At 70.7% G+C, this 24,624-nt stretch carries 20 protein-coding genes; 10 read left to right on the top strand and 10 right to left on the bottom strand.

All coding sequences use genetic code 11. The features are described 5' to 3' along the window. The first annotated feature begins 300 nt into the window (after positions 1-300). The 4 genes from JDV09_RS16380 (at position 301) to JDV09_RS16365 (ending at position 4,320) form a co-directional block, all read left to right on the top strand. On the top strand, positions 301-1,101 hold the full coding sequence (locus JDV09_RS16380) for a ribosome hibernation promotion factor (protein WP_221370199.1): 801 nt from the start codon (positions 301-303) through the stop codon (positions 1,099-1,101). A gap of 144 nt (positions 1,102-1,245) precedes the next feature. Continuing rightward, on the top strand, positions 1,246-2,142 hold the full coding sequence (locus JDV09_RS16375) for a universal stress protein (RefSeq protein ID WP_221370198.1): 897 nt from the start codon (positions 1,246-1,248) through the stop codon (positions 2,140-2,142). A 45-nt stretch (positions 2,143-2,187) separates the two neighbouring features. Next, positions 2,188-2,772, top strand: a complete 585-nt coding sequence (locus JDV09_RS16370) for an Rv1733c family protein (RefSeq protein WP_221370197.1) — start codon at positions 2,188-2,190, stop codon at positions 2,770-2,772. Between the two features lie 48 nt (positions 2,773-2,820). Then, positions 2,821-4,320 (top strand): bifunctional aminoglycoside phosphotransferase/ATP-binding protein, encoded by a 1,500-nt coding sequence (locus tag JDV09_RS16365; protein WP_221370196.1) that lies wholly within the window; start codon positions 2,821-2,823, stop codon positions 4,318-4,320. 29 nt (positions 4,321-4,349) lie between these two features. On the opposite strand, the gene JDV09_RS16360 is transcribed toward JDV09_RS16365, so the two are convergent. From JDV09_RS16360 to JDV09_RS16350, 3 genes are read right to left on the bottom strand one after another with little or no spacing between them, the layout of a single operon-like run. Beyond that, positions 4,350-4,853: a flavodoxin domain-containing protein gene (locus JDV09_RS16360; protein WP_221370195.1), complete on the bottom strand. Its 504-nt coding sequence runs from the start codon at positions 4,851-4,853 to the stop codon at positions 4,350-4,352. Beyond that, complete coding sequence (locus tag JDV09_RS16355) at positions 4,850-5,737, bottom strand: universal stress protein (protein WP_221370194.1); 888 nt, start codon at positions 5,735-5,737, stop codon at positions 4,850-4,852. Before JDV09_RS16355 ends, JDV09_RS16360 begins: the two co-directional genes overlap by 4 nt. A gap of 32 nt (positions 5,738-5,769) precedes the next feature. After that, the gene (locus tag JDV09_RS16350; protein ID WP_221370193.1) at positions 5,770-6,558 is read right to left on the bottom strand and encodes a universal stress protein; all 789 of its coding nucleotides are present in this window, start codon (positions 6,556-6,558) and stop codon (positions 5,770-5,772) included. 308 nt (positions 6,559-6,866) lie between these two features. On the opposite strand from JDV09_RS16350, the gene JDV09_RS16345 reads away from it, so the two are divergent. Beyond that, positions 6,867-8,717: a pyruvate kinase gene (locus JDV09_RS16345; RefSeq protein WP_221370192.1), complete on the top strand. Its 1,851-nt coding sequence runs from the start codon at positions 6,867-6,869 to the stop codon at positions 8,715-8,717. Between the two features lie 7 nt (positions 8,718-8,724). Here JDV09_RS16345 and JDV09_RS16340 read toward each other — a convergent pair whose 3' ends face one another. From JDV09_RS16340 to JDV09_RS16325, 4 genes are all read right to left on the bottom strand, one after another. After that, positions 8,725-9,750, bottom strand: coding sequence for an alcohol dehydrogenase catalytic domain-containing protein (locus tag JDV09_RS16340; protein ID WP_221370191.1), 1,026 nt, complete (start codon positions 9,748-9,750; stop codon positions 8,725-8,727). 2 nt (positions 9,751-9,752) lie between these two features. Beyond that, the gene (locus tag JDV09_RS16335; RefSeq protein ID WP_221370190.1) at positions 9,753-11,690 is read right to left on the bottom strand and encodes a flavin-containing monooxygenase; all 1,938 of its coding nucleotides are present in this window, start codon (positions 11,688-11,690) and stop codon (positions 9,753-9,755) included. Between the two features lie 82 nt (positions 11,691-11,772). After that, complete coding sequence (locus tag JDV09_RS16330) at positions 11,773-12,597, bottom strand: universal stress protein (RefSeq protein WP_221370189.1); 825 nt, start codon at positions 12,595-12,597, stop codon at positions 11,773-11,775. A gap of 3 nt (positions 12,598-12,600) precedes the next feature. Further along, entirely contained in the window at positions 12,601-13,587 is a 987-nt protein-coding gene (locus JDV09_RS16325; protein ID WP_221370188.1) for an Acg family FMN-binding oxidoreductase, read from the bottom strand. A 345-nt stretch (positions 13,588-13,932) separates the two neighbouring features. On the opposite strand from JDV09_RS16325, the gene otsB reads away from it, so the two are divergent. The 3 genes from otsB (at position 13,933) to JDV09_RS16310 (ending at position 20,770) form a co-directional block, all read left to right on the top strand. Continuing rightward, a complete protein-coding gene (gene otsB / locus JDV09_RS16320; RefSeq protein WP_221370187.1) occupies positions 13,933-17,505 on the top strand; it encodes a trehalose-phosphatase in 3,573 nt (1,190 codons plus the stop codon). Positions 17,506-17,720: 215 nt separating this feature from the next. Next, a complete protein-coding gene (locus JDV09_RS16315) occupies positions 17,721-19,769 on the top strand; it encodes an erythromycin esterase family protein (RefSeq protein ID WP_221370186.1) in 2,049 nt (682 codons plus the stop codon). After that, complete coding sequence (locus JDV09_RS16310) at positions 19,766-20,770, top strand: 1-phosphofructokinase family hexose kinase (RefSeq protein WP_308124145.1); 1,005 nt, start codon at positions 19,766-19,768, stop codon at positions 20,768-20,770. The genes JDV09_RS16315 and JDV09_RS16310 overlap by 4 nt, the downstream gene beginning before the upstream one ends. A 25-nt stretch (positions 20,771-20,795) precedes the next feature. Here the strand turns inward: JDV09_RS16310 and JDV09_RS16305 are convergent, their stop codons facing one another. Continuing rightward, entirely contained in the window at positions 20,796-20,939 is a 144-nt protein-coding gene (locus JDV09_RS16305) for a hypothetical protein (protein WP_221370185.1), read from the bottom strand. 357 nt (positions 20,940-21,296) lie between these two features. Between JDV09_RS16305 and JDV09_RS16300 the strand changes: the two genes are divergently transcribed. Further along, positions 21,297-21,650 carry a Fe-S protein gene (locus tag JDV09_RS16300; protein WP_221370184.1) on the top strand — a complete coding sequence of 118 codons (354 nt, stop codon included), beginning with the start codon at positions 21,297-21,299 and terminating at the stop codon, positions 21,648-21,650. Positions 21,651-21,659: 9 nt separating this feature from the next. Here the strand turns inward: JDV09_RS16300 and JDV09_RS16295 are convergent, their stop codons facing one another. Beyond that, entirely contained in the window at positions 21,660-22,454 is a 795-nt protein-coding gene (locus tag JDV09_RS16295; protein ID WP_221370183.1) for an SDR family NAD(P)-dependent oxidoreductase, read from the bottom strand. Positions 22,455-22,637: 183 nt separating this feature from the next. Between JDV09_RS16295 and JDV09_RS16290 the strand changes: the two genes are divergently transcribed. Continuing rightward, a complete protein-coding gene (locus JDV09_RS16290) occupies positions 22,638-23,516 on the top strand; it encodes an alpha/beta fold hydrolase (protein ID WP_221370182.1) in 879 nt (292 codons plus the stop codon). 62 nt (positions 23,517-23,578) lie between these two features. On the opposite strand, the gene JDV09_RS16285 is transcribed toward JDV09_RS16290, so the two are convergent. Beyond that, positions 23,579-24,553, bottom strand: a complete 975-nt coding sequence (locus tag JDV09_RS16285) for an NADPH:quinone oxidoreductase family protein (protein WP_221370181.1) — start codon at positions 24,551-24,553, stop codon at positions 23,579-23,581. Positions 24,554-24,624: the final 71 nt, after the last annotated feature.

The following is a 24,624-nucleotide window of genomic DNA, read 5'->3' as shown; positions in this document are numbered from 1 at the left end:
TGACCCGCCAGCTGCGACAACTCGTCGAACAACGCGTCCAGCCGGTCGACAGGACCCAACCCCACCACCCCGGAGACCGTGGACGAAGACATAACCCCATCATCACAGCCACCACCGACAAATCCGCGTCGCCCAGGTGACGGCGCAGGTTCCTGCCGCGGCTGATTCGCGTTGGACGTCCGGGTCGGCGCCGGTCCCGGCGCGGGTATCCGATGAGCACCCGAGTGCGTGACGTTACGCACTCGCGCATAGGGACTTTCGCCCCTCACCCCGCCGATGTCCGCGGCGTACGAAGGAGTCATGAGCGCAACACGTGGCACAGACGCCCCACAGGTCATCGATGTCGATGTCACCACCCACGGCGAGTTCCCCGGCGCCGCCGACTACGCCCGCGAGAAGATCGGCGAGCTCGGCCGGCTCAGCCCCCGCCCGGTGCTGTACGCCCACGTCAAGCTCACCAGGCACCACGATCCCGCCGTCGAGTTCCCGGTGGTCGCGCAGGCAAACCTCGACGTCAACGGCCGGCCGGTGCGCGCCCAGGTGCACGCGGCGACTGCGCGTGAGGCCGTCGACCGGCTGGAATCCGCGCTGCGGCGCAGGCTCGAGCACGTCGCCGAACGCTGGGAGACCAAGAAGGGCGCCGGGCCCGGCCACCGTCCGTGGCAGGAGCAACCGGCCGGACACCGGCCCTCTCACCCGACCAGCTCTGCCGACGACCCGAGCGTCGTCCGGCGCAAGTCGTTCACCATGGCGCCGTGCACGCTCGACGAGGCGGTCGACGAACTGGAGCTGCTGGACTACGACTTCCACCTGTTCACCGAGAAGGAGACCGGTACCGCCGCGGTGATCTACCGGGACGGGCAGGCCGGGCGGCGGGTCGCGCTGGTGGCGCCCGAACTGGCCGGGCAGGTCGGACCCTCCGAGCAGGAGGTGACGATCAGCGAGATCGCCCCGCCGTGTCTTCGGGAGGAGGAGGCGGTCGAGCGACTCGGTCTGCTCGGGTTGCCGTTCCTGTTCTTCATCGACGCCGCCGAGGGCCGTGCCTGCGTGCTGTACCGGCGCTACGACGGGCAGTACGGCCTGGTCACACCCGCCGGATAGCGGGACGGCCCGGGGGTCGCCGGATCGGGGACTTTAGGCCCTACTTCCGCTGGCTCCCGCGGGCGTCGGATGGGGTTGGAGGTCAGAAGATCTCGCGTGGTCACGCCCTCGAATCGAGGTGGTCATGAGCGCGGAGGAGAAACCATGTCCGGGCATGCCTCGCAGGCCAAACACCACGACATCGTCGCCGCGGTCGACGGGTCACCGGCGTCGCGCGCCGCGACCGCCTGGGCGGCGCGGACCGCCGCGCTGCGTCACTCGTCACTGACCCTGGTGTACGTGCAACCCTCCGACGAGATGGGGCCGTGGCTCGACATCCCGGTCCCGATCCCCGAGGAGTACCTGTCGGCGCGTGATCGCCAGTCTCGCAGCATCATCGACGAGGCGCTGGTCACGGTCGCCGACGCCGTCGCCGATACCAGCGGGTTCGCCATCGAGACAGTCGTGCTGGCCGGACCGACGATGCCCGCCCTGATCGACATGTCCAAGGACGCGGACCTGATGGCGGTGGGCTGCCGCGGTTCCGGGGCGCTTCACGGGCTACTGCTGGGATCGACCAGCTCGAGCCTGGTCCACCACGCCCACTGCCCCGTTGCGGTCATCCACGACGAGGCGCCGGCGATTCCGGAGCGGGCACCCGTGGTGGTGGGCATCGACGGCTCCCCGGCCTCGGAGCTGGCGACGGCGATCGCCTTCGACGAGGCATCGCGCCGCGGTGCCGATCTGGTGGCCGTCCACACCTGGATGAACAGCGCCGACTTCTACATCGACGTGCCGCCCGACGAGCTGGCCACCCAGGCCGACGAGGAACTCGCGCAGCGGCTGGCCGGCTGGGGTGAGCGCTACCCCGACGTGACGGTGCGTCGCGTCGTCGGGCAGGACAACCCCGCCCACCGGCTCGTCGAGGAGTCCAGAGACGCGCAACTTCTCGTCGTGGGCAGCCATGGCAGGGGCGGGTTCGCCGGCCTGCTGCTGGGCTCGGTGAGCTGGGCCGTCGCGCAGGCGGCGCACATCCCGGTCATCGTCGCGCGGCAGTCCTGACCCTCGGACGCGTACCGAACGATGCGTCCGCGAAAGCGAGTTGTCATGCAGAACTTCACCTTCGGCCCGGGCACCTGGCTGACCCGGCTGCTCACGCGGCACCCCCTGGTGCGGGCCAGTGATCGCATCGAGGCCGCGGCGGTGGTGCTGATCGTCATGGTGGCGCTTCTGGCGCTGCCGGTGGCGGCTGTTATCGGTACGGCCGCCAAGGACGACCTGACCCACGCCTTCGCCGCCGACCGGCTCGACCGGCAACAGATCGTCGCCGTCGTCGACGCGGAAAGCACATCGGCGCCACAGGTGTACGGGCCGCCGTTCGTCACGACGATCCGTTGGGAGTTCGCCGGCAGCGAGCACAGCGCGGTGCTGCGCACCGGGCACATGAACTCCGGTGACCCGGTGACGATCTGGATCGATGCGGCGGGTCGGCGCACCACCCCGCCACGCACCGACCGCGACGCCGGGGCCGACGCGGTGCTGATCGCCCTCGCGGTGTGGGGCGTCGCGGTCGGCGGCGCGGGTGTGGTGTTCGCCGTGGTGAAGCTCCGGCTCGACCGGCTGCGCGGCGCCGACTGGGATCGCGAACTCGAGGACCTGGCCGGCGACGGCGGGCGGACCAACAACGCCTGACGCCCGGCGAACTGGTGTCCCGGCGACGCGTCGGGCAGGGTGGTGAGCATGGACCGTGCACCCGCCGCCGAGAGCATTGCGACGCCGCCGTGGACGATCCCGGGGAACCTGTGCGCGGAGGTGCACGAGACGCACACCGGGCTGGTCGTGCTGATCGGTGACCGGGCCTACAAGGCGAAAAAGGCCGTCCGCACCGACTTCCTGGACTTCAGCTCGGTGCAGCAACGGCGGCACGCGTGCGAGCGTGAGATCGAACTGAACCGCAGGCTCGCGCCGGACAGCTACCTGGGCCTCGGCCGGTTGGACCCGCCACTGGGTGACGGCGAGCCGGTCATCGTGATGCGGCGCTACCCGGATTCGCTACGGCTGGCCGAGTTGGTCCGCGCCGGGCAACCGGTCGAGGACCGGTTGGCCGCTATCGCCGAGGTGCTCGCCCGGTTCCACGCCGGTGCGCGGCGTTCCCCGAAGATCGACGACGAGGCCACCGTCGGCGCGCTGACCGCGCGGTGGCGCGAGAACCTGACCGAACTGCAACGCCATACCGGCACCGTCATCTCCGCCGCTGCCCTGCTCGAGGTGACCCGGCTGGCCGAGAGGTTCCTGGCCGGCCGCGACGAACTCTACGCCCAGCGGATCGCCGCGGGGCGAGTCGTGGACGGGCACGGAGACCTGCTCACCCAGGACATCTTCTGTCTCCCCGAAGGGCCCGCGCTACTGGATTGTCTGGAGTTCGACGACCGGCTGCGGTCGGTGGACGGCATCGACGACGCCGCGTTCCTGGCGATGGATCTGGAATACCTCGGTCGGCAGGACCTCGCGGAGTTCTTCCTCGACGAATACTGTCGGGCCGCAAACGATTCCGCTCCGCGCTCGCTGCGCGATCTGTGCATCGCCTACCGCGCGGTGGTGCGCGCGAAGGTCGACTGCGTGCGTGTCGATCAGGGCCACGCCGAGGCCGCCGCGGATGCCCGGCGTCACCTCGACATCGCGCTGGCGCATCTGCGGGCGGGGGCGGTGCAGCTCGTCGTCATCGGGGGCGGGCCGGGCACCGGGAAGACCACCCTGGCCCACGCCCTCGCGCAGGCGGGTGCGGCACGGGTCGTGTCCACCGACGAGGTGCGCCGCGACCTGCAGCGATCGGGTGCGATCTCGGGAAGCGCCGGTGAACTCGACGCCGGTCTGTACACCCCCGAGAACGCGGCAGCGGTGTACGACGAAGTGCTGCGCCGGGCGCAGGCGCTGCTGTCGACCGGGCACCCGGTGATCGTCGACGGCACCTGGCGAGACCCGCGGCAGCGCGAGCGCGTGCGACGCGTCGGCGCCCAGACCTCTTCCCCGGTGGTCGAGTTCGTCTGCACGGTGCCGATCGAGCAGGCGGTGCACCGGATCACCACGCGTGGGCACTCCGCCTCCGATGCGACCCCGCACATCGCCGAAGTGTTGAATGATGCCGACCGGGGCTGGCCGGAGGCCTACGCGATCGACACCTCCCGGCCGATCGACGAGTCGGTGGCCGAGGCGTACCAGCGGTGCCGACTGGCGCTGTAGCCGGGGCCGCAGCCCGGGGTGGCCCCGCCTCAGACCCGCTGTAGATCGTCGATCACCGCGGCCGCCCAGGACCGGATGTGCTCCGCATCGCGCCAGTCGCCGGCCCGCGTCCTGGCCATGGCGCCGGCCGGAAAGCCCTTGGCGTCGGGCAGGAGCCGTCCGCCGAAGGTCACGTGGCCGCGTGCGGACACCAGGGTGGCCAGCTTCGCGACCTGCTTGGTGGGTGGGATGTCGTGGTCCTTCGCCGAATCGTCCAACGGTCCGCTGCTCACCAGCCAGACCGGGACGGTGCGCAGCGCGGCGGCGTTGCGGCGGACGAATCGGCGGGCATGCCGATGCCAGCGGTTGGCGTACAGCGCGCCCGCCACGATCACCGCGTCCACCCCGCGAACGTCGCTGACCTGATCGGCCGGCGCGACGACCACCTCGCAGCCGACATCGGTGAGTGCTGCGCCGATCATCTCGGCCAGGCCTGCGGTTCCCCCGCGACGGGAACCGAACGCGATCAGGACCTTTCGGCCGCTGCGCGTCATGACGGTTCCGGAATCACGATCACCGGCACCACGGCGGACTCGGCCACGGCGGTGCTGACCGAGCCGAGACGCATGCCGGGGAACCCGCCCCGGCCGCGGCTGCCGACGACCGCGAGTTGGGCCTGCACGGCTGCCTCGATGAGCCAGTGCGCGGGCCGGTCGCAGACGATCCGACGGCGCACGTTCACGTCGGGATACCTTTCCTGCCAACCGGCCAGCCGTTCGGCCAGCAGCTCATGGCCCTGCTGCTCGTATTTGTGCCAGTCCATTCCGAACATCGGGAAGACACCCACGTCGCTCCACGCAAGCAGCGCGACGAGTTCGACACCGCGCCGCGAGGCCTCGTCGAAGGCGAACGCCGTGGCCGCCTCCGACGCCGGGGACCCGTCGATGCCGAGCAGTACCGGTGAGGTCTGGTCGGGCGCCGCAACGGCGTTCCCCTTGACGATGACGACGGGGCAGTCGGCGCGGTGCAGCACCCCCCGGCTCACCGAGCCCAGCACGGCGCCCCCGACCAGGCCCAGGCCCCGGCTGCCCAGCACCAGCATCGACGCGGTCCGGGAGACGGCGGCCAGGCCGGGGACGACACCGTCGTAACGGATCTCGTCGCGCACCATCGGCACCGAGGCGCCCTCGACGACCTCGTCGATCGTCGCGCGTGCCTGCTTGATCAGGTGCTGCGCGTTCTCTTGCTGCCACTGCGCGTATTCGGCCTCGATCGTCTCGATCGGCCAGGTCGGGACGATCGGCGCGATGACGTGAACCAGCGTGATGGACGCATCGCGCAGCGCGGCTTCCCCTGCCGCCCAACGGATCGCCGCCTGGGCACCGGGCGACCCGTCGATACCGACCAGGATCTCCGGGCGGTCGGAGGACTCGGTCATCTGTGCCTCCCTGGTGACGGAGCCTGCCGTGGTCAGCTACGCACGACGAGCGCGGACGAGTGGGTGTGGTGAAACACCGGATGCCCGTGCGGTCCCACGATCTTCGTGAGGTCGCCGGCCTGGCCGGTGCCGACCACGGCCAGCTGGACCCGTTCGTGGTGTTTCTTGAGGAACTCGGTGACGTCCGACTCGTCGGCCAGCGGGTACACATGAACCTGCGGGTACTTGTCTCGCCAGCCGGCAATCCGCTCGTCGAGATCGTCGCGCCCCGCCGAGTCGCCGAGCACCAGCACCGGGGCACGGCGCAGTTCGGCCTCCCGCATCGCGTGGTCGACGACCACCTCGTCGTCGGGATCCTTGCCGAGCGCCACCACGATCCAATCGGTGGGCTTGGCGTCGCCCTCCGGCGGGCGGATGACGGCGACCGGGCAGTGCGCCTTCTCAGCGAGTTCGGCGGCGGTGGAGCCCAGGATCGACTGCGCATACCGGCCGATGCCGACGGTGCCGACACACACCATGTCTGCGTCGGAGGACTGCTCGATGAGGGTCGGGGTGGACGGACCGTCCAGGACGGCGGTCTCCACCTTGACCGGCTTGCCGAGGGCCTCGACCGTGGTGGCGGCGTGCTCCAGCGCCGCCCGGCCGCGGTGAACGTCCTCGTAGTAGTCGTCCGGGCTCGGGTGCTTGGGTTTGGTGACGTAGATCAGGCGCAGCGGCAGGTCGCGGGACAACGCTTCGTCGACCGCCCACTGGGCGGCATGCAGCGACGCCTGCGACCCGTCGATTCCCACGATCACCGTTGATGTGGATTTGCGTGTCATGATCGGCTCCCTAATCCTGTGCACTTTCGACGCTATGGTCCTGCCCGCCGACCCCGTAGGGCCCTTGGTCACTACCTGGGCGGCCAACGTACCAAATCATGGTCCTGACGTGCGCAATCGCCCCGGCCGGTTCCCGTGACCGGGACGTTGTCCACACGCACGGGTGCCGCTGTGAAGGTACCTTCACCCGGGGGGCGAAGGGCCGATTCGGGCGTGCGGCGGCGGGGGCGTTCCGAGCTGTTCACCCGCGGGTAACCCGACGCGATTAGCCTGCCGCCCGTGGTAGTCGTGAGCGGCGGAGGGTATCGATGACCTCGACGCGTGACGCGGGATCGTCGACCCGGGATGAGACCCAGGTGGAACTGGTCCGGCTGCTGGAACGGCTCGACGAGCTGCTCGAGCGGCTTGCGGATGTCGAGTCACGGTGGGCGGATCGGATCGGCGAGGTCGCCGCCGGCTACCGGGTCAGCGCGGTCAACCTCGCGCACTACTGGGCCATCCGCGGTCTCGACCTGCGTGACCTGCAGAATCGCCTGGCCGCCTTCGGGCTGTCGTCGCTGGGGCGCAGCGAGGCACACGTCGAGGCCACCCTGCGGCTGGTCCGTGCCGCGGTGCTGGCAATGCTCGAAGACATCTGGTGTCCGCCGCAGCCCAGCGTGGTGAGTGCCCGGCGCAGCCGTGAGCTGCTGGAGCAGCGCACGGCCGGGCTGCTCGGGCCGGCTCCCGCCGACCGGGACACCCGCATCATGGTCACCCTGCCCAGCGAGGCCGCCGGTGATCCCGATCTGGTGCGGCGGCTGGTGCAGCGCGGGATGGACGTGGCACGGATCAACTGCGCCCACGACGACCCGCAGGCCTGGCGGGCGATGGCCGCACACGTGCGCGCCGCCGCCGAGGAGGCGTCGCGGATCTGTCCGATCGCGATGGATCTCGGCGGCCCCAAGCTGCGTACCGGGCCGATCGAGCCGGGACCCCGGGTGGTCAAACTCCGGCCCCGCCGCGACGATCTCGGCCGGGTGCTGGTTTCGGCGCGCGCGTGGCTGACCGCCGCCGAGGAGCCCGCCGGGCCCCCTGAACCCGGGATGACGGCACTGCCGATGCCCGGAGAGTGGTTGTCCGGCAGGCGGACCGGTGAGGTGCTCGCGTTCCACGACGCGCGCGGGGCAAAGCGCTCGCTGACGATCACCGACACCGCCGACGGCGGGCTGGTCGGCAGCCTCGTCCAGACCGCCTACGTCGAGACCGGGACGGTGCTGTGGGTGGACGGCCCCATCGAACCCGCCGAGGTCGGGCCGCTGCCGGAACGCGAACAGGCCCTGGTGGTGCGCCCGGGCGACCTGCTGCGCCTCACCCGCGATTGTTCGCCCGCCCCCGTCGAGACCGACGGACCGCAACGCATCGGATGCACGTTGCCCGAGGTCTTCTCGTGCGCCCGCGTCGGCGAGTCGATCTTCTTCGACGACGGAAAGATCGGCGGACAGATCGTCGCGGTGCACCCCGACACGATCGATGTCCGGATCCGGCGGGCGGCGGCGTCGGGCGCCAAACTGCGTGCGGCCAAGGGCATCAACCTGCCCGACACCGCGCTGTCGATCTCGGCGCTCACCGACAAGGACGTCGCGGATCTGGACACCGTGGTCGAGATCGCCGACGTGGTGCAGATGTCCTTCGTGCAGGATCCGGCCGACGTGGCGCACCTGCACGAGCTGCTCGCGGACCGGCGCGGCGACCACGTCGGCGTCGTGCTGAAGGTCGAGACCCGGCGCGCCTTCGAGAGGCTCCCGCAGTTGCTGATGACGGCGATGCGCCGGCCCGGCGTCGGGGTGATGATCGCGCGCGGCGACCTCGCCGTCGAGGTCGGCTATCAGCGGCTGGCCGAACTTCAGGAGGAGATCCTGTGGCTCTGCGAGGCAGCGCATCTGCCGGTGATCTGGGCGACCCAGGTGCTCGAACAGCTCTCCAAGAGCGGGCTGCCCTCGCGGGCCGAGATCAGTGACGCCGCCATGGGCGAACGCGCCGAATGCGTGATGCTGAACAAGGGGCCGCACATCGACGACGCGGTGTCGGTACTCGACGACATCCTGGGCCGGATGGGCGAGCACCACTACAAGAAGAACGCCCTGCTGCGCCAGCTGCGGTCCTGGTATCCCACAGACTGAGCGGCACTCAGGGCGTCAACTGGATCTTCAGATGCTCGGCGGACCTCGACATCGCCGCCGCGTAGCCGTCGGCTGCCGCATCCAACGGTATTGTGCCGGTGAAGATCCCGTCGACCGTCAAGCGGCCCGCCTGCAGCAGCGGAACGAGCTCGGCCCAGGTCTGCTGGACCGGGGCGGTGGTGAACCGGACCGTGAGGCTGCGCAGCAGGCACACCAGCGCCGGCAGCGGATAGGGCGCCAGGTCGTGCACCCCGACGACCGAGACGGTACCGCTGGTGCGCACGCAGGCCAGCGCGTCGTCGAGCGAGGAGTCGGTGCCGACGGCGTCGATGACCGCGTCTGCGCCCAGTCCGCCGGTGACCTCGTGGATCTGGGCCGCGCCCGGGGGAGTGACTGCGGTCGCGCCCACCGCTGCGGCCCGGTCCCGGCGGGCGGGTACCGGGTCGACGGCGAACACCGTGGCCGCTCCCAGAACGTAGGCGCTGCGCAGCGCGCACTGGCCGACCGCACCGGCGCCGATCACCGCGACCGTGCCGCCGACGGGGATGTCGGCGCGTTTCGCCGCCGCCCACCCGGTGGCCAGGTTGTCGGTGAGAAGCAGCGCCTGCTCGGTGTCGATGCCGTCGGGGATCGCCAGCAACTGGAAGTCGGCGGCCGGCACCGCGAGCAGGTCGGCCTGTGCGCCGCCGAGCAGGCCGGAGCCGAAGATCTGCGGTCCCGAGACACACCGGATCGGGTCCCGTGTCGCGCACCCCGCGCAGTGGCCGCACCCGGCTACCGATGACACCAGAACCCGGTCTCCGGCGCTGAAACCCCGCACATCGGAACCGGTTTCGACGACCACGCCGATCGCCTCGTGGCCCAGCGCGACGGGCTGTGCGATGGGGTAGTGGCCCTCCAGGAAATGCAGATCCGAGCCGCAGATCGCCGCCGCCGTCACCGCGACGACGGCGCCGTCGGGACCGGGCAGCCCGGGGTCCGGACGGGTGTCGACGCGGATACGGTGCTGGTCGTCGACGACCACGGTCCGCACGGTCAGACCGTCTCGTCGGCGTGGATGCGAAACGCCGACCAGTCGGGGTCGGCCAGTGCGGCCCGGTACTCGCAGAGTCGCCACGGGCTGACGGTGTGGATCTCGCCGTCGGGGTTCTTGAAGTAGGAGTGCCGGATCGACGGATGTGCCCACACGGTCTTGGTGATCTTCTCCTGGGTGCGCCGATGCCACTGCTCGGTCGGTGCCGGCAGGGGTTCCATCGAGCGGGCCCCGGTGTTCACCAGGTGTTCGATGCAGGCGTTGATGTAGCGCATCTGCAGCTCGGAGTGCATGATCAGGCTGCCGCCGTGCGCGAGATGGGTTCCCGGGCCGTACATCATGAACAGGTTCGGGAACTGCGGCACGGTGATGCCGAGGTATGCGTGGGGCCGGCGGCCCCATTCGCGATGCAGGTCGGCGCCGTCGCGGCCGGTGATCGTCATCGGCGCCAGCAGCTCGGTGGCGTGAAAGCCGGTGGCGTAGACGATCACGTCGGCTTCGTGGGTGCTGCCGTCGGCGGTGACGATCCCCTCCGGCGTGATGCGTTCGATCGGGGTGCGCACCAGGTCGACGTTCGGGCGTCGGAGCGTGGCCAGCCAGCTGCCGTTGTCCTGGAGCGTGCGCTTGCCGGTCGCCGGGTAGTCGGGAACGACCTTGGCGCGCAGATCGTCGTCGTCGCCGACCTGGCTGGTGATCCACTCGGTGAACATCAGCCGCGCCATCGCATTGATCTCGCTGACGGCGTTGTCCTGGTCGGGATAGTCGGGGTCGACGCGGGCGGCGTCGAGGCCCTTGTCCGCTCCCGGCCAGAACAACAGGAAGCGGTACCACCGCGCGTAGTACGGCAGGTGTTCCATGGCCCAGCGGGCCCCGGCGGGCACCCGGTCGTGGTACATCGGGTTGGGGAACATCCACTGCGCGGTGCGCTGGAACACCTCGAGGTGGGCGACCTGCCCGGCGATCGCGGGAGCGATCTGGAAGCCGCTGGCCCCCGCGCCGACGAGCGCCACCCGCTTGCCGGTGACATCGACATCGTGGTCCCAGGCCGCGGAGTGGAAGGACGGGCCCGCGAAGGTGTCCCGGCCCGGCAGGTCGGGAAGTCGGGGCCGGTTCAGTTGGCCGACCGCGGTGATCAGGGCCCGCGCGGCCAGCGTCTCGGTCCCCCCGGCGGTGCGCACCGTCACCGTCCAGGTGGCGCTGTGTTCGTCCCAGCCTGCCGCGAGCACCTCGGTGTTCCACCGGACGTGGGAGTGCAGCTCGTGGTGGGTCATCACGTCGTCGAAGTAGGCCGCCAGCTCGGGCTGTTCGGCGAAGAAGTGCTCCCAGTGATTGCTGGGTTCGAAGCTGTAGCAGTACAGATGGTTGGCCACGTCCACCCGTGCGCCGGGATAGGTGTTCTCCCACCAGGTTCCGCCCGGCCCGCCGTTCTTCTCCAGGATGGTGAACGGGACACCGGCCTGGCGCAGCCGGATGCCCGCCAGGATCCCGGATTCTCCGCAGCCGACGACGATCACCGGGAAGTCCGCTCCGGGTCCGGCGTCCACCGGGGCGGGCCGGCGCGGGTCGGCGCCGTCGAGGTCGAGTTCCTCCAGCACCAGCGGCAGGTTCGCGTCGTCGACCGGTTCGGCGGCCGCCCAGTCCAGCATCTCCCGGATCAGACCGGCGGACAGCGGGGCGGGCGGTGGGCAGCCGCGGTCGCGGTAGTCGACGATCACCGGCAGTGCCGTGGCGCGGGCACGTGCCTTGTCCTCCTCGCTCATGAACCCCTGGACCTCGTTGAGGAACAGGCCGGCCTGGGCGAAGTCCCGGATGAACCGTGGGTCGCCGGTCAGGTGTACCAGCGACAGCAGCAGGGTCGGGATGCTGACCTCTTCCAATGCCGCCGCGATCTCGCTGGTCGGGGTGGTGAAGGGCCGCCCCGCGTGAAAGGTCCGCGTCACTGGTGCCTCTCGTTCATTTCGATACCTCGAGTAGCGTATCGCCGGGGTGGGTGGGAGGCAATGGTCGGCTCGGCCGGTGGCCTCAGAGCGGCTGTTGAGGTTCGCAGACCAGGATGTCGGCGTGGCCGCCGCAGCCCACCGGTCCGATGAGTTCGGCGACGCCGTCGGTCCGGTCATGGGCGACCACCACCAGGTGGATGCGGTCGGCGTGCCGGGCGAGGTAGTTGGCGAAGCCGCCGGGCACCGCGGCGGCCTGCACGTCGAGATCGGGGTGGCGCCTGCGCCATTCGGTCAGCCGGCGGTTCAGCCGTGCCCGCGCCAGCCGGTTTCCGTCGGTGACCGCGCGACGGTCGTGGATGTCGGGGAAGCGTGACTTCCAGGTGGCGACCACCCGCAACGGCGCGTCGTGCAGCAGCGCCTCCTCGACGCCGCGGCGCAACGTCGGCTCGGCGGCGCAACTCTCCGACATCTCGACCACCACCCACCCGTGGGGCATGGGCCGTTCATGGTGGGCATGGATGATCGCGACCGGACAATTCGCCGAGGACGCCAATCCCGTTGCGGTGGAACCGATGCTGCCCCGCTGACCGTGCGCCATGCCGACGGAGCCGACGCAGAGCATGGCGGCCTCCCGCGATGCGGTCCGCAGGGCCTGCACCGGCCGGCCCGGCAGGATCTCGGACTGCACCCGTACCCGCCGGGCGGTCGACTCGACCTCCGCCACCGCCGCGCCGACGGCGGCCCGGGCGGCCGCGAGTCCGGCCGCACCGGCACCGGAGTCCACGGCGTTCACCAGGCGCAACGGCACGTCGCGGCGCACCGCCTCGTCGACGGCCCACAGCGCGGCGTCCGTCGCGGCGCGGGAACCATCGATGCCGACGACCACCGCCGCCGAGGACCGGTTCATCGGCTACCTGATCTCCAGTACCTCGTCGATCGGGCGGCGCGGGGTGGGCGGGGACATGTCCTCGCTGCCGGGTGCGACGCCGACCCGGATCAGCACCTGCGGTGTCACCGCGTCGCCCGCGCCGATCATCTCGGCGACGACCTGCCGGCTGGCGGGAACCTCGGTGATGTGGGTCAGCGTGCAGGTCGCCAGGCCGGCCATGGTGGCGTCGAGCAGGACGGCCGACAACGCCTCTCCGCATCGCAGATAGTTGTGGACCGTGTCGTCGTAGGTCGACAACACCACGACGTTCGCGTGGTCGTCGGCGATCTCGCGCCGCCGCTCCGGATGCTTCACGACCGGGAAGGTCCGCCCGATGTCGACCCGGTCGCTCTCGGCGGCCGACGGCAGCGCACTGGCCGGAATGCCCTCGTCGAGCGGTAGATCGACGGTCCACCCGACCAGTTCGGCGTGGTAGGGGGAGTCGTAGAGGCGAAGCGATTCGGTCAGCTGCGACGCCTCGGCGAGCGCGGCGCGCCCTTCCTCGCCGATCACGTCGACCCGCACGTCGTCGATCCCGCCGGCCGGGGCCAGACTCTCGGCGAAGGCTTCCCAGTCCTCCGGTGCGGCGAACGGCAGCCGATCGGTACGCCGCCGCAGGATGGCATCGGCACGTTGGCGGTGCCCGTCGGTCACGAAGTCCAGCGGTGAGAAATCCAGGGAGGCCAGGTGGTGGTGATTGTTCGGGTTGGGGAACCGGTCGACATTGGTGTGCCAGGCCGCCGCGGCCATCGCGACCCGGAAGTGGTCGAGCACCGCGCCACAGCTGATCACCAGTTCCCGGCCGGTGGTGTCGGTGTGCCGGGGTGCGCGCTCGGCGTCGAGGAACAGCTGTACGGCGCTGCCCTCGATCCGCCACCGCCACGGCTGGCTGTTGTGCAGCGACGGGGCACGGCAGGCCAGCCACAGGGCGTCCCTGATCACCTCGGTGTCCACCACGACGTCGCGCATCTCGGACCTCCGTTCAGATATCTCCACTGTGGCCCCGCGCCGCCTGCGGGAACAGGGCCAATGGTCCCCAATGCCCCGCTGAGCAGGCCGCGCGGCGTCGAACGGCAGCCGTCGCACCGCCGGCGCGACGACCCGACGGGCGAGCGCCCCCGCGTCGGGTTTCACCGACACCACGCGATGCCCATGCGGACCGGTTCTCGGCGAACGCAGGCTTCGTCGAGGCCCCTATTCGGAGGATACGCGGGGAACGGTAGTGCGCCTGCTGGAGTGCACCGGGGACTTCGTGCCCTAGCCACATCCGGGTCCGGGGCGCTGACATTGGGGTCCGAGACCCCAGGAGGAGCGATGCGGCTTCCCGTCTTCGTCGACCCGCGCCATCACGACGCGGTGATCTTCGGCTTCGACGGCGCGGCGGCCCCGTCCGCCGCCGACCTGAAGCGGCGGGTGGAGGCCGCGGGCATCGGTACCGCCGTACCGGTGAGCGAGCCGGGGCTTCCCGGCCCGCCCGATCCGGCGGCGTTGCACGAGACCGCCCGCCGGCTCGGGGTGCGCCCGGCGCGAACCGTGGTGATCGACGACACCGACGCCGGGGTGACGGCCGCCCGCGACGGCGGGTTCGGTCTGGTCATCGGCGTCGACCGGGGCGGCGCCGGCGACGGGCTGCGCCGGTCCGGCGCCGACGTGGTGGTGTCCGATCTGCTGGCGGTCGCCGTCCGCGACAACTTCGACCGCACCGACTCGATGGCCGACGCGCTGGAGTCCGGCAGTGAGATCCAGACCTTGATCGCCACCAGGCAGCCGGTGGTGTGCCTGGACTTCGACGGCACGCTCTCGGAGATCGTCGACGATCCCGGCGCGGCCCGGTTGATCCCCGGGGCCGAGGCCACACTTGCCGCACTGGCCGAGCACTGCCCGGTCGCGGTGCTCAGCGGCCGGGATCTGGCGGACATCCGGAGCCGGGTCGGCGTGCCCGGTATCTGGTACGCGGGCAGTCACGGCTTCGAGCTGGTGTCGCCCGAGGGCGAGTACCACCAGCACGAGGCGGGCGCCGAGGCGGTCCGGTCGCTGGCGGCCGCGGTCGCCGATCTGCAGCAGCGGCTGGCCACGGTCGACGGGCTGTTGATCGAAGACAAGAAGTTCGCGGTGGCGGTGCACTACCGCAACGTCGCACCCGAACGCATCGACGAGGTGGTGGCCGCCGTGCGGACCATCGGCCAGCATCACCGGCTGCGGGTGACGGGCGGGCGGATGGTGGTCGAGGTCCGGCCCGACGTCGACTGGGGCAAGGGCACGGCCCTGGAGTGGATCATGGAGAAGATCAACGGCACCGATCTGATGCTGCCGATCTACATCGGCGACGACGTCACCGACGAGGACGCCTTCGACGCGATCCGGCTCAACGGCATCGGGGTGGCCGTGCGTCAGGCCGACGGCGAGGATCGGCGGTCGGCGGCCCGTTTCGTCCTCGACGATCCGGAGGCCGTCCTGCGGTTTCTGCAGCGGATCGTCGGCCGGCTCGCCGCCGAGAAGAAGGTCACTCCCAGCCCCTGGGAGCAGACTTACGGCGGCTACGACGCGCACGACGAGAAGCTGCGCGAGGCCCTGTGCACCATGGGTAACGGATACCTGGCGGTGCGGGGCGCGGCGCCGGAGTCGTCGGCGGGCGAATTCCACTACCCGGCAACCTATGTGGCGGGGATCTACAACCGTCTCACCGACGAGGTCGCCGGTACCGTCATCGACAACGAGAGCCTGGTGAACCTGCCGAACTTCCTGTCGTTGACCTTCCGGATCGACGGCGGGCCGTGGTTCGACATCGACGCCGCCGACATCGCCTCCTATCTGGTCACCATCGACCTGCGCCGGGCCACGCTGACCCGCGACCTCGTGTTCTGCGACCCCACCGGGCGCAGGACCCGGATCATCCAGAAGCGCTTCGTCGCGATGCACCTGCCGCACGTGGCCGCCATGGAGACGACGGTGGAACCGCAGAACTGGTCGGGCCAGTTGGAGTTCCGTTCGCTGATCGACGGCGACGTGGCCAACCGCGGGGTGGAACGGTACCGCGACCTGTCCTCGCGCCACCTCGAGGTCGTCGAGACCAGGGCACTGTCCGACGACTCGGTGTTGTTGAGCGCGGAGACGGTGGAGTCGCGAATCCGCATCGCCGTCGCGCTGCGCACCCGCGTGCGCGGCGAACCGGGCGCCCGGCGCAGCCCGTGCACCGGGGATCTCCGCGTCGGCCATGACGTCACCGTCGAGGTCGGCGAGGGCCGGAGCGTCACGCTGGACAAGGTGGCCACCGTCTTCACCAGCCGTGATCACGGCATCTCCGGGCCGGACGCCGCGGCCGAACGCGAGCTGATCCGGGCCGGTGGGGTGCCCGACCTCGAGGTCGGCCACCGGCTGGCGTGGGCACACCTGTGGGAGCGGGTCAACATCGAGCTGGCCGACAACACCGACCTGTCGCGCATCGTGCGGATGTATCAGCTGCATCTACTGCAGACGGTGTCCCCGCACACCGCCGATCTCGACGTCGGGGTGCCCGCCCGCGGGTTGCACGGCGAGGCCTACCGCGGACACGTGTTCTGGGACGAGCTGTTCGTGTTCCCGGTGACGAACATGCGGCTGCCGGAGGTCACCCGTTCGCTGCTGAGGTACCGGTATCGCCGGCTGCCCGAAGCGCGCCGGGCGGCGGCGCTGGCCGGTCATGCCGGAGCGATGTTCCCCTGGCAATCGGGCAGCGACGGGCGCGAGGAGAGCCAGCAGCTGCATCTGAATCCGCGCTCCGGGCGGTGGAACCCGGATGCCAGCGCCCGGGCGCATCACGTCGGCATCGCCATTGCCTACAACGTGTGGCAACACTACGAGGTGACCGGTGACGGCAGCTTCCTGATCGACTACGGGGCCGAGATGCTCGCCGCGATCGCCCGGTTCTGGGTCAGCCTGGCCCACCTCGACGAGGCCAGGGGCCGGTACGTGATCCGCGGCGTCATCGGCCCCGACGAGTTCCATTCCGGTTATCCGGGAAGAGATTTCGACGGCATCGACAACAACTCCTACACCAACGTGATGGCGGTGTGGGTGATCCTGCGTGCGTTGGAGGCCCTCGAGCGGATGCCGCTGTACTACCGGCTGGCGCTGCTGGAGAGACTGGGGATCACCGATGAGGAGCTGTGCCGCTGGGAGGACGTCAGCCGGCGGATGTTCGTCCCGTTCCACGACGGGGTGATCAGCCAGTTCGAGGGCTACCAGGAGCTGGCCGAGCTGGATTGGGACGGTTACCGTGCCCGCTACGACGACCTCAAGCGGCTCGACCGCATCCTGGAGGCGGAGAACGACAGCGTCAACAACTACAAGGCGGCCAAACAGGCCGACACGTTGATGCTGTTCTACCTGTTGTCCGCCGACGAGCTCTACGAGCTCTTCGACCGGCTCGGCTACCCGTTCACCCCCGACCAGATCCCCAGGACCATCGACTACTACTGCTCCAGGACGTCGCACGGCTCGACGTTGAGCGCCCTGGTGCACGCATGGGTGCTGACCCGCGGCAACCGGCGCGTGGCGATGGGGTACTTCGAGCAGACGCTGGCCTCCGACATCGCCGACGTCCAGGGGGGCACCACGGCCGAGGGCATTCATCTGGCGGCGATGGCGGGAAGCATCGACCTGGTGCAGCGCTGCTTCACCGGGCTGGAGATGCGGCGGGACCGCATCGTGGTCGGACCGATGTGGCCGCCGTCGCTGGGCACCCTCGAGTTCACCTTCCGCTACCGCGGTCATCGGCTCCGGCTGGCGGTGACCGGGCGTACCGCGACGTTGAGCGCCGAACCGGGCGATGCCGCCCCGGTGATGGTGCAGTGCCGTGACGACTGCCGGACGCTGGCGGCGGGCCGCACGATCGTCTTCGCCGACTGAAGGCCGGATTGTCGTCTTCGTCGACTGAAGGCCGGATTGTCGTCTTCGTCGACGGAAGCCGGATTGTCGTCTTCGTCGACCGGAGCCGGATTGTCGTCTTCGCCGACGAGATACGGGACTTCCGTCCCTAGTGACGGCCCGGCCACCGTGGTCTGCTACAGAAGCAGGCACCGGCCGGGTCCAGGGCCGGCGCGCCCAGCGAGCGGAGGCGCATCATGACAACCGCGCGACGGGCTGCGGGCAACACCCCGCGGCGGGTCTTTCGCGATCGACGCGAGGCGGGCCGGGTACTGGCCGGTCTGCTCGCCGGCTACCGGGGCCGGGAGGGCGTGGTCGTGCTCGGTCTGGCGCGCGGCGGGGTCCCGGTGGCCTGGGAGGTGGCGGCGGCCCTCGGGGCTCCGCTGGATCCGTTCATCGTGCGCAAGCTGGGTGTTCCCGGCCATGAGGAGTACGCGATGGGCGCGCTGGCCAGCGGTGGACGGGTCGTCCTCAACGACGACGTCGTGCGGGCCGCCGGGATCACGCCCGAGCAGTTGCGCGAGGTCGCCGAGCGGGAGGGGCGCGAACTGCAGCGCCGTGAGGCCACGTACCGCGGTGGCCGCCCCCCGCTGGAGGTGGCGGGCAAGACGGTCATCCTGGTCGACGACGGGCTGGCCACCGGTGCGAGCATGTTCGCCGCGGTGGGGGCGCTGCGCGACCGCGATCCGGCCGAGATCGTCGTCGCCGTTCCCGCGGCCCCCGAGTCGACCTGCCGTGAGTTCGCCGGCCTGGTCGACGAGGTGGTCTGCGCGTCCATGCCGACACCGTTCCTCGCGGTGGGCGAGTCGTTCTGGGACTTCCGTCAGGTCACCGACGACGAGGTCCGGGGTTTGCTGGAGACCCCGACCGGGCAGGAACAGGAGGTTCCGGCAGCCGAATCGCCCGCGCAGGTCATCGCGCGGTGTGCCGTCGAGGCGCCGTCGGGCGTGCCGCCGTCCGCTGCGCTGGAGGCCATCGTCGGGGATGCCCGCATCGTCCTGATCGGCGAGAGCTCGCACGGGACCGACGAGTTCTACCGGGCCAGGGCGGAGATCACCAAGTGGCTGATCGAGGAGAAGGGGTTCTGCGCGGTCGCTGCCGAGGCGGACTGGCCCGACGCCTATCGCGTCAACCGCCACGTCCGCGGGGTCGGTGACGATGCCTCGGCGGACGCGGCGCTTTCCGGGTTCGAGCGCTTCCCCGGATGGATGTGGCGCAACACCGCCGTCCGCGACTTCGTGGACTGGCTGCGTGACCACAACGCCGGCCGACGGTCGGCGGGCGAGCGCGAGACGGGGTTCTACGGGCTGGATCTCTACAGCCTGCACCGGTCGGTCCGCGAGGTCATCGCGTATCTGGACACCGTCGATTCGGCGGCGGCGCAGCGGGCGCGGGAACGCTACGGGTGTTTCGACCACACCGCGGCCGACGACGGGCAGGCCTACGGTTACGCCGCCGCGTTCGGCGCCGGGCCGTCCTGCGAACGGGAGGCCATCGATCAGCTGGTCGATCTGCAGCGCAACGCGCTGGACTACCTGCGTCGCGACGGGATGCTGGCCGAGGACGCACTGTTCTACGCCCAGCAGAACGCCCAGACCGTGCGCAACGCCGAGGTGTACTACCGCGCCATGTTCGGGTCACGGGTGACGTCGTGGAACCTGCGGGACCGGCACATGGCGCAGACGCTGTCGGCGCTGCTGGCCCATCTCGACCGGCACGGTAGCGCTGGAGGCGCCGATCCGGCCCGGATCGTGGTGTGGGCGCACAACTCTCACGTCGGGGACGCCCGGGCCACCGAGGTCGGCGCGGACGGCCAGCTCACCCTGGGGCAGCTCGCGCGTGAACAGTACGGCGACGCCACCCGGCTGATCGGTTTCACGACCTACACCGGCACGGTCACCGCGGCTACCGAATGGGGTGGCCCCGCCGAGCGCAAGGTGGTGCGGCCGGCGCTGGCCGGCAGCATCGAGGACCTGTTGCACGACGCCGACAGGTCGCCGTTCGTGGTGTCGCCGTTGCTCGCCGGTGAGGCCGCCGGGCCGTTGGACGCGGTGCGACTCGGGCGCGCGATCGGCGTGATCTACCTCCCCGCCACGGAGCGGCAGAGCCACTACTACCACGTGCGGCCGGGTGACCAGTTCGACGCGATCATCCACATCGACACGACCACGGCCCTGGAGCCCCTGGAGGTCACCAGCCTCTGGGTCGCCGGCGAGACGCCCGAGACCTACCCGAGCGGCCTGTGAGCGGGTCGTCGATCGTCACCCTGACGATGAACCCCGCACTCGACATCACCACCGATGCCGACGAGGTGCGGCCCACCAGCAAGATCCGGTGCGTCGCCGACCGGTGCGACCCCGGCGGCGGGGGGATCAACGTCGCGCGGTTCGCCCATGTGCTGGGCGCGTCGGTCTCGGCCGTCTGCACCGCGGGCGGCCCGGCCGGCGCCCGGCTCGTCGAGCTGCTCACGGCATCGGGTGTGGCGAACATCGCGGTGCCGATCCGCGGATCGACCCGCGAGAGCTTCACCGTCAACGAGCGCACCACCGGCCTGCAGTACCGGTTCGTCCTGCCGGGCCCCGCGCTCACCCTCGCCGAGCAGGCGCAATGCCTCGACGTCCTGCGCAGCGCCGCGGCTTCCGCGGAGTTCGTGGTGGCCAGCGGAAGCCTGCCACCCGGTGTCGCCCCGGACTTCTATCAGCGTGTCGCGGCGGTGTGCCGGGACGCCGGCGCGCGCCTGATCCTCGATTCGTCCGGCGGCGGGCTGGCGCACATGCGCGGCGGGGTGTTCGTGCTCAAGCCGAGCGTGCGTGAGCTGCGGGAGTGCTTCGGCCACCCGCTGAAGACCGAGTCCGAGCAGTTGGCCGCGGCCCGTGAACTCATCGAGCGGGGAGTGACGGAGGCCGTGGTGGTGTCACTGGGAGCCGACGGCGCCCTGCTGGTGACCCGGCGCGAAAGCCTCCGGTTCTCGGCCATCCCGGTGCACGCAGTCAGCGGCGTCGGTGCCGGTGACGCGATGGTCGCGGCGATCACCGTCGGGCTGAGCCGCGGCTGGCCGCTGCGCGAGGCCGTGCGGTACGGCATCGCGGCAGCGGCGGCCAAACTGCTCACCGTCGGCACCTCGGCCTACGTCCGCGCCGATGTCGAACGCTACTTCGGTATGGTCGCGATGCCGTCGGAGATATCGGAGGTGCCGGAAGCGGTCCAGCCGTCCGGAGCGCCGGAGATGCAGCCCTGCCTGGACTGACCGTCGGGTGGGGCGGAGTTCCGCGTCAGCGGTGGTCGTCCTCGTGCCGAAGTGCGATGGCCAGCAGCTCGTCGCGAACCGTGGAATCCGGCAGTGCATTGATCCGCGCATAGAGGCGACGTCGATCGACGGATCGCTTCAGGTCTGCGCGAAACTGCGCGAAGGACATGGTGACTCAACTCCTTGATCGGTCCCCGGATTGCGGGGATCTGTTTGCTGTTCCGCTGATCCCGATGGGGATCACCCATCAGTGGAACACCTCGATGGTCCTTGTTAATTCTGGGTAAATCAACTTTGGCGGTGTGAGATTGGCTACATGTGACCAGATCTGGATGAGGGCCCGGCGTTGGTGCGGGGGTGAGGGTGAGGTGGCGTACCTGCCGGCGGTGGTGTGACCGCGGTCGCGTCGACCGGAAGGTTCCGGTGTCCATGTTTGCTGTGTGATTTGTCAGGGCACGGCGGGATGCCGGCCGTCGGCCGGGACGCGCGCTCACCCCGCCGCCACGGCCTGTTGTAATCTCGCCGCATGGAATTACTACGGTCTGTAGTTGTCCTGCTGCACATCATCGGCTTCGCCGTCACATTCGGGGCGTGGGTGGCCGAGGCGGTGGCGGGGCGGTTCCGGGTCACCCGCCTGATGGACTACGGGCTGCTGGTATCCCTGCTCACCGGCCTGGCATTGGCCGCGCCCTGGCCCGCCGGAATCGAGTTGAACTACCCCAAGATCGGCCTCAAGCTGGTGATCCTGGTGATCCTCGGCGGCCTGCTGGGGATGGGCGGCGCCCGCCAGCGCCGCACCGGTGAACCGGTGGCCCGGGGGGTGTTCGTCGCGGCCGGGGTGCTGGCGTTCGCCGCGGCCGCGGTCGCCGTGCTGTGGTGAGGCGCGAAGCTACTGCTCACCCAGGCCCATCAGCTCGGTGACGCCGTGGTCGCGGCCGGCGGTGTAGCCGCCGTCCACCGCGATGGCCTGTCCGCTGACGAAGCTGGCATCCGGCGACACCAGGAACGCCGCGACCGCGGCCACCTCGTCGGGCCGACCGAACCGCCGCAGCTTGTGTTCGTGCCGCAGGCCCTCCCTGGGGCCGTCCATGCCCGGGATGCCCATCACCGACTCGAACAACGGCGTCTCGATGAACCCCGGGCAGATGGCGTTCACCCGAATGCCGCTGGGCCCGTAGTCGATTGCCGCATTCTTGGTCAGCAGCACGACACCGCCCTTGGAGGCGTTGTACGCGCTGCCGCCGGCGGTGCCCTCGAGGCCCTCGATGCTCGACAGCGTGACGATCGCGCCGCGCTCGCCGCCGCTGCGCGGCTGCGTCATCATCTGCGCCAGGGCCGCCCGCATCACCAGGAAGGTGCCCTTGAGGTTGACGTCGAGCACCCGGTCCCACTCCTCGTCGGGCAGCAGGTGCACCGGGCCGCCGCCGCCGACGCCCGCCGAGTGCACGACGCCGTCGAGCCGGCCCGTCGCGGCGAGCACCGCGTCCACCGCACGCGCGATGGTCGCGGCGTCCAGCACGTCGCCGGTCAGGTAGGTGAAGCCCGAGGGCAGATCGGGTGCGTCACCGGCCAGATCGATCCCGACGACCGCGGCGCCCTCGTCGAGCAACCGGGCGGCGGTGGCCCGCCCGATGCCGGATGCCGCGCCGGTCACCAGAATGCCTTTGCCCGCAAGACCGTTCATCGTCGCTCCCCGTGCTGGTCTGGCATCGGGCAAGTATGGCCCACCGGCCTGTCGGCGCGGGGGTGTTCGTGCGCCGGGGCCCGCTCGTGGGCGCCGACCGGGCGCCGTCGTACGCGACATGCCGCGCGCGGTCGTGCAGACACGCGCGCTCGGCCGGTGGAGGGTGGGTCTTACCATCCGAGGATGAGCTCTGTGTCCCGGCAGTTCGTGACCGACGGGCACGGCGGGGTGCGGATCGCCGCCGACCGTTTCGGAGACCCGGGTGCGCGGGCGGTGGTCTTCCTGCACGGCGGGGGCCAGACCCGCCGCTCGTGGGGCAGGGCGGCGGCGGCCGTCGCCCGGCGCGGGTGGCAGGCGGTGACCGTCGACATGCGTGGTCACGGCGAGTCCGACTGGTCGCCCGACGGTGACTACCGGGTGTCCAGCTTCGCCGCCGACATCCAGGCCATCCTTGCGACGTTGCCGGCCCGACCGGTGCTGGTGGGGGCGTCGCTGGGCGGGCTGACCTCGATGCTGCTCGCCGGTGAGCTGGCCCGCGGGATCGCCGCCGCGGTCGTGCTGGTCGACATCGTCCCGGACATGGACCCGTCCGGCGCCGAGCGGATCCACGCGTTCATGGCCGACAAGATGGTCGAGGGCTTCGGCTCGCTCGACGAGGTCGCCGACATGATCGCCGAGTTCAACCCGCATCGGCCCCGGCCCGCCGATCTGGACGGCCTGCGCACCAACCTGCGCCGCAGGGGAGACCGCTGGTACTGGCACTGGGACCCGCAGTTCATCGACGGCTCGGCGGTCTTCCCGCCGATGGAGGTGGCCGACACCGACCGGCTGCACGCCGCGGTCGCAGCCATCCTCGACGACGGCGTGCCGATGCTGTTGGTGCGCGGCCAGGTCAGCGACCTGGTCAGCCGGCAGCGGGCCGACGAGTTCCTGGCGCGTTTCGACCAGGTCGAATTCATCGACGTCGAGGGTGCCGGGCACATGGTGGCGGGCGACCGCAACGACCTGTTCGCCGACGCGGTGCTCGGCTTCCTGGACCGGTGCGGCGCCGGCGAACCCTGACCTTCCATCAGCGGAACTCGCTACGGTCTGCTGCCTGCCGCGGGTGGCCGGTGCGACGCCCGTCATCGCAGCGAAACGACGACCTTGCCCCGTGCGGTGCGGTCCTCCAACGAGGCGATCGCCTCTGCGGCCCGCTCGAGTGGGAACACCATCGGCTCGGGGGCGCTGACCGCGCCCGAGGCCAGTAGCGGCTCCAGGTCGGCCCACTGCTCCTGCAGGTAACCCGGGTGTCCCGCCGTCCAGGCCCCCCATCCCACGCCGACCGCGTCGACATTGTTGAGCAGCAGCCGGTTCACCTTGACGGTCGGTATCTCACCGCCGGTGAAGCCCACCACGAGCAGTCGGCCGCCGGGCGCCAGCGAGCGCAGTGAATCGGTGAACCGGTCGCCGCCGACCGGGTCGACGACGATGTCGACGCCGCGGCCGCCGGTCAGCTCTTTGACCGCGTCCTTGAAGCCGTCGGCGAGCACCACGTCGGAGGCGCCGGCCGCGCGCGCGACGTCGGCCTTCTCCGTGCTGCTGACCACCGCGATGGTGCGGGCAGCGCCGAACGCGGGCGCCAGCCGCAGCGTGGAGGTTCCGATGCCGCCGGCGGCCCCGTGCACCAGCACCGTCTCGCCGGGCGCCAGCCTGCCCCGGTTGCGCAGCGCGAAATGGACCGTCAGATCGTTGAACAACAGCCCGGCGCCCGCCTCGAAGGACACCGAATCGGGCAGCTTGAACACCCGCTCGGCCGGCAGAGCCACCACTTCGGCCATCGCCCCGCACAGCATCGTCAGGCCGGCGACCCGGTCGCCCGGGGCAACGGGTGCGTCGCCGGGCGCGCTACGCACCACCCCGGCGATCTCGGCGCCCGGCGTGTAGGGCATCGCGGGCTTGTACTGGTAGAGCCCGCGGGACTGCAGCGCATCGGGAAAGGCGACCCCGGCGGCGTATACGTCGATCAGCACGCTGCCGTCCCCGCCGGTGGGTTCGGCGATGTCGACGAGCTCGGCGGCCTGTGGCCCGTCCAGCCTGGCAATCTGTATCGCTCGCATCCGACCATTTAACTGCACGGGTGTCGGGCGTCCCGGGGCGGCGTCCGGCGGTAAAGTCGGCTTCCCGGCCG

The organism is Mycolicibacterium xanthum (assembly GCF_019710635.1).
Taxonomy (GTDB): Bacteria; Actinomycetota; Actinomycetes; order Mycobacteriales; family Mycobacteriaceae; genus Mycobacterium; species Mycobacterium xanthum.
This window is presented reverse-complemented; position numbering and strand designations above follow the sequence as displayed.

Coding starts and splice junctions, on each gene's coding strand:
- JDV09_RS16380 (WP_221370199.1), top strand. CDS start 301: ATGAGCGCAACACGTGGCACAGACGCCCCACAGGTCATCGATGTCGAT.
- JDV09_RS16375 (WP_221370198.1), top strand. CDS start 1,246: ATGTCCGGGCATGCCTCGCAGGCCAAACACCACGACATCGTCGCCGCG.
- JDV09_RS16370 (WP_221370197.1), top strand. CDS start 2,188: ATGCAGAACTTCACCTTCGGCCCGGGCACCTGGCTGACCCGGCTGCTC.
- JDV09_RS16365 (WP_221370196.1), top strand. CDS start 2,821: ATGGACCGTGCACCCGCCGCCGAGAGCATTGCGACGCCGCCGTGGACG.
- JDV09_RS16360 (WP_221370195.1), bottom strand. CDS start 4,853: ATGACGCGCAGCGGCCGAAAGGTCCTGATCGCGTTCGGTTCCCGTCGC.
- JDV09_RS16355 (WP_221370194.1), bottom strand. CDS start 5,737: ATGACCGAGTCCTCCGACCGCCCGGAGATCCTGGTCGGTATCGACGGG.
- JDV09_RS16350 (WP_221370193.1), bottom strand. CDS start 6,558: ATGACACGCAAATCCACATCAACGGTGATCGTGGGAATCGACGGGTCG.
- JDV09_RS16345 (WP_221370192.1), top strand. CDS start 6,867: ATGACCTCGACGCGTGACGCGGGATCGTCGACCCGGGATGAGACCCAG.
- JDV09_RS16330 (WP_221370189.1), bottom strand. CDS start 12,597: ATGAACCGGTCCTCGGCGGCGGTGGTCGTCGGCATCGATGGTTCCCGC.
- JDV09_RS16325 (WP_221370188.1), bottom strand. CDS start 13,587: ATGCGCGACGTCGTGGTGGACACCGAGGTGATCAGGGACGCCCTGTGG.
- otsB (WP_221370187.1), top strand. CDS start 13,933: ATGCGGCTTCCCGTCTTCGTCGACCCGCGCCATCACGACGCGGTGATC.
- JDV09_RS16315 (WP_221370186.1), top strand. CDS start 17,721: ATGACAACCGCGCGACGGGCTGCGGGCAACACCCCGCGGCGGGTCTTT.
- JDV09_RS16305 (WP_221370185.1), bottom strand. CDS start 20,939: ATGTCCTTCGCGCAGTTTCGCGCAGACCTGAAGCGATCCGTCGATCGA.
- JDV09_RS16300 (WP_221370184.1), top strand. CDS start 21,297: ATGGAATTACTACGGTCTGTAGTTGTCCTGCTGCACATCATCGGCTTC.
- JDV09_RS16295 (WP_221370183.1), bottom strand. CDS start 22,454: ATGAACGGTCTTGCGGGCAAAGGCATTCTGGTGACCGGCGCGGCATCC.
- JDV09_RS16290 (WP_221370182.1), top strand. CDS start 22,638: ATGAGCTCTGTGTCCCGGCAGTTCGTGACCGACGGGCACGGCGGGGTG.
- JDV09_RS16285 (WP_221370181.1), bottom strand. CDS start 24,553: ATGCGAGCGATACAGATTGCCAGGCTGGACGGGCCACAGGCCGCCGAG.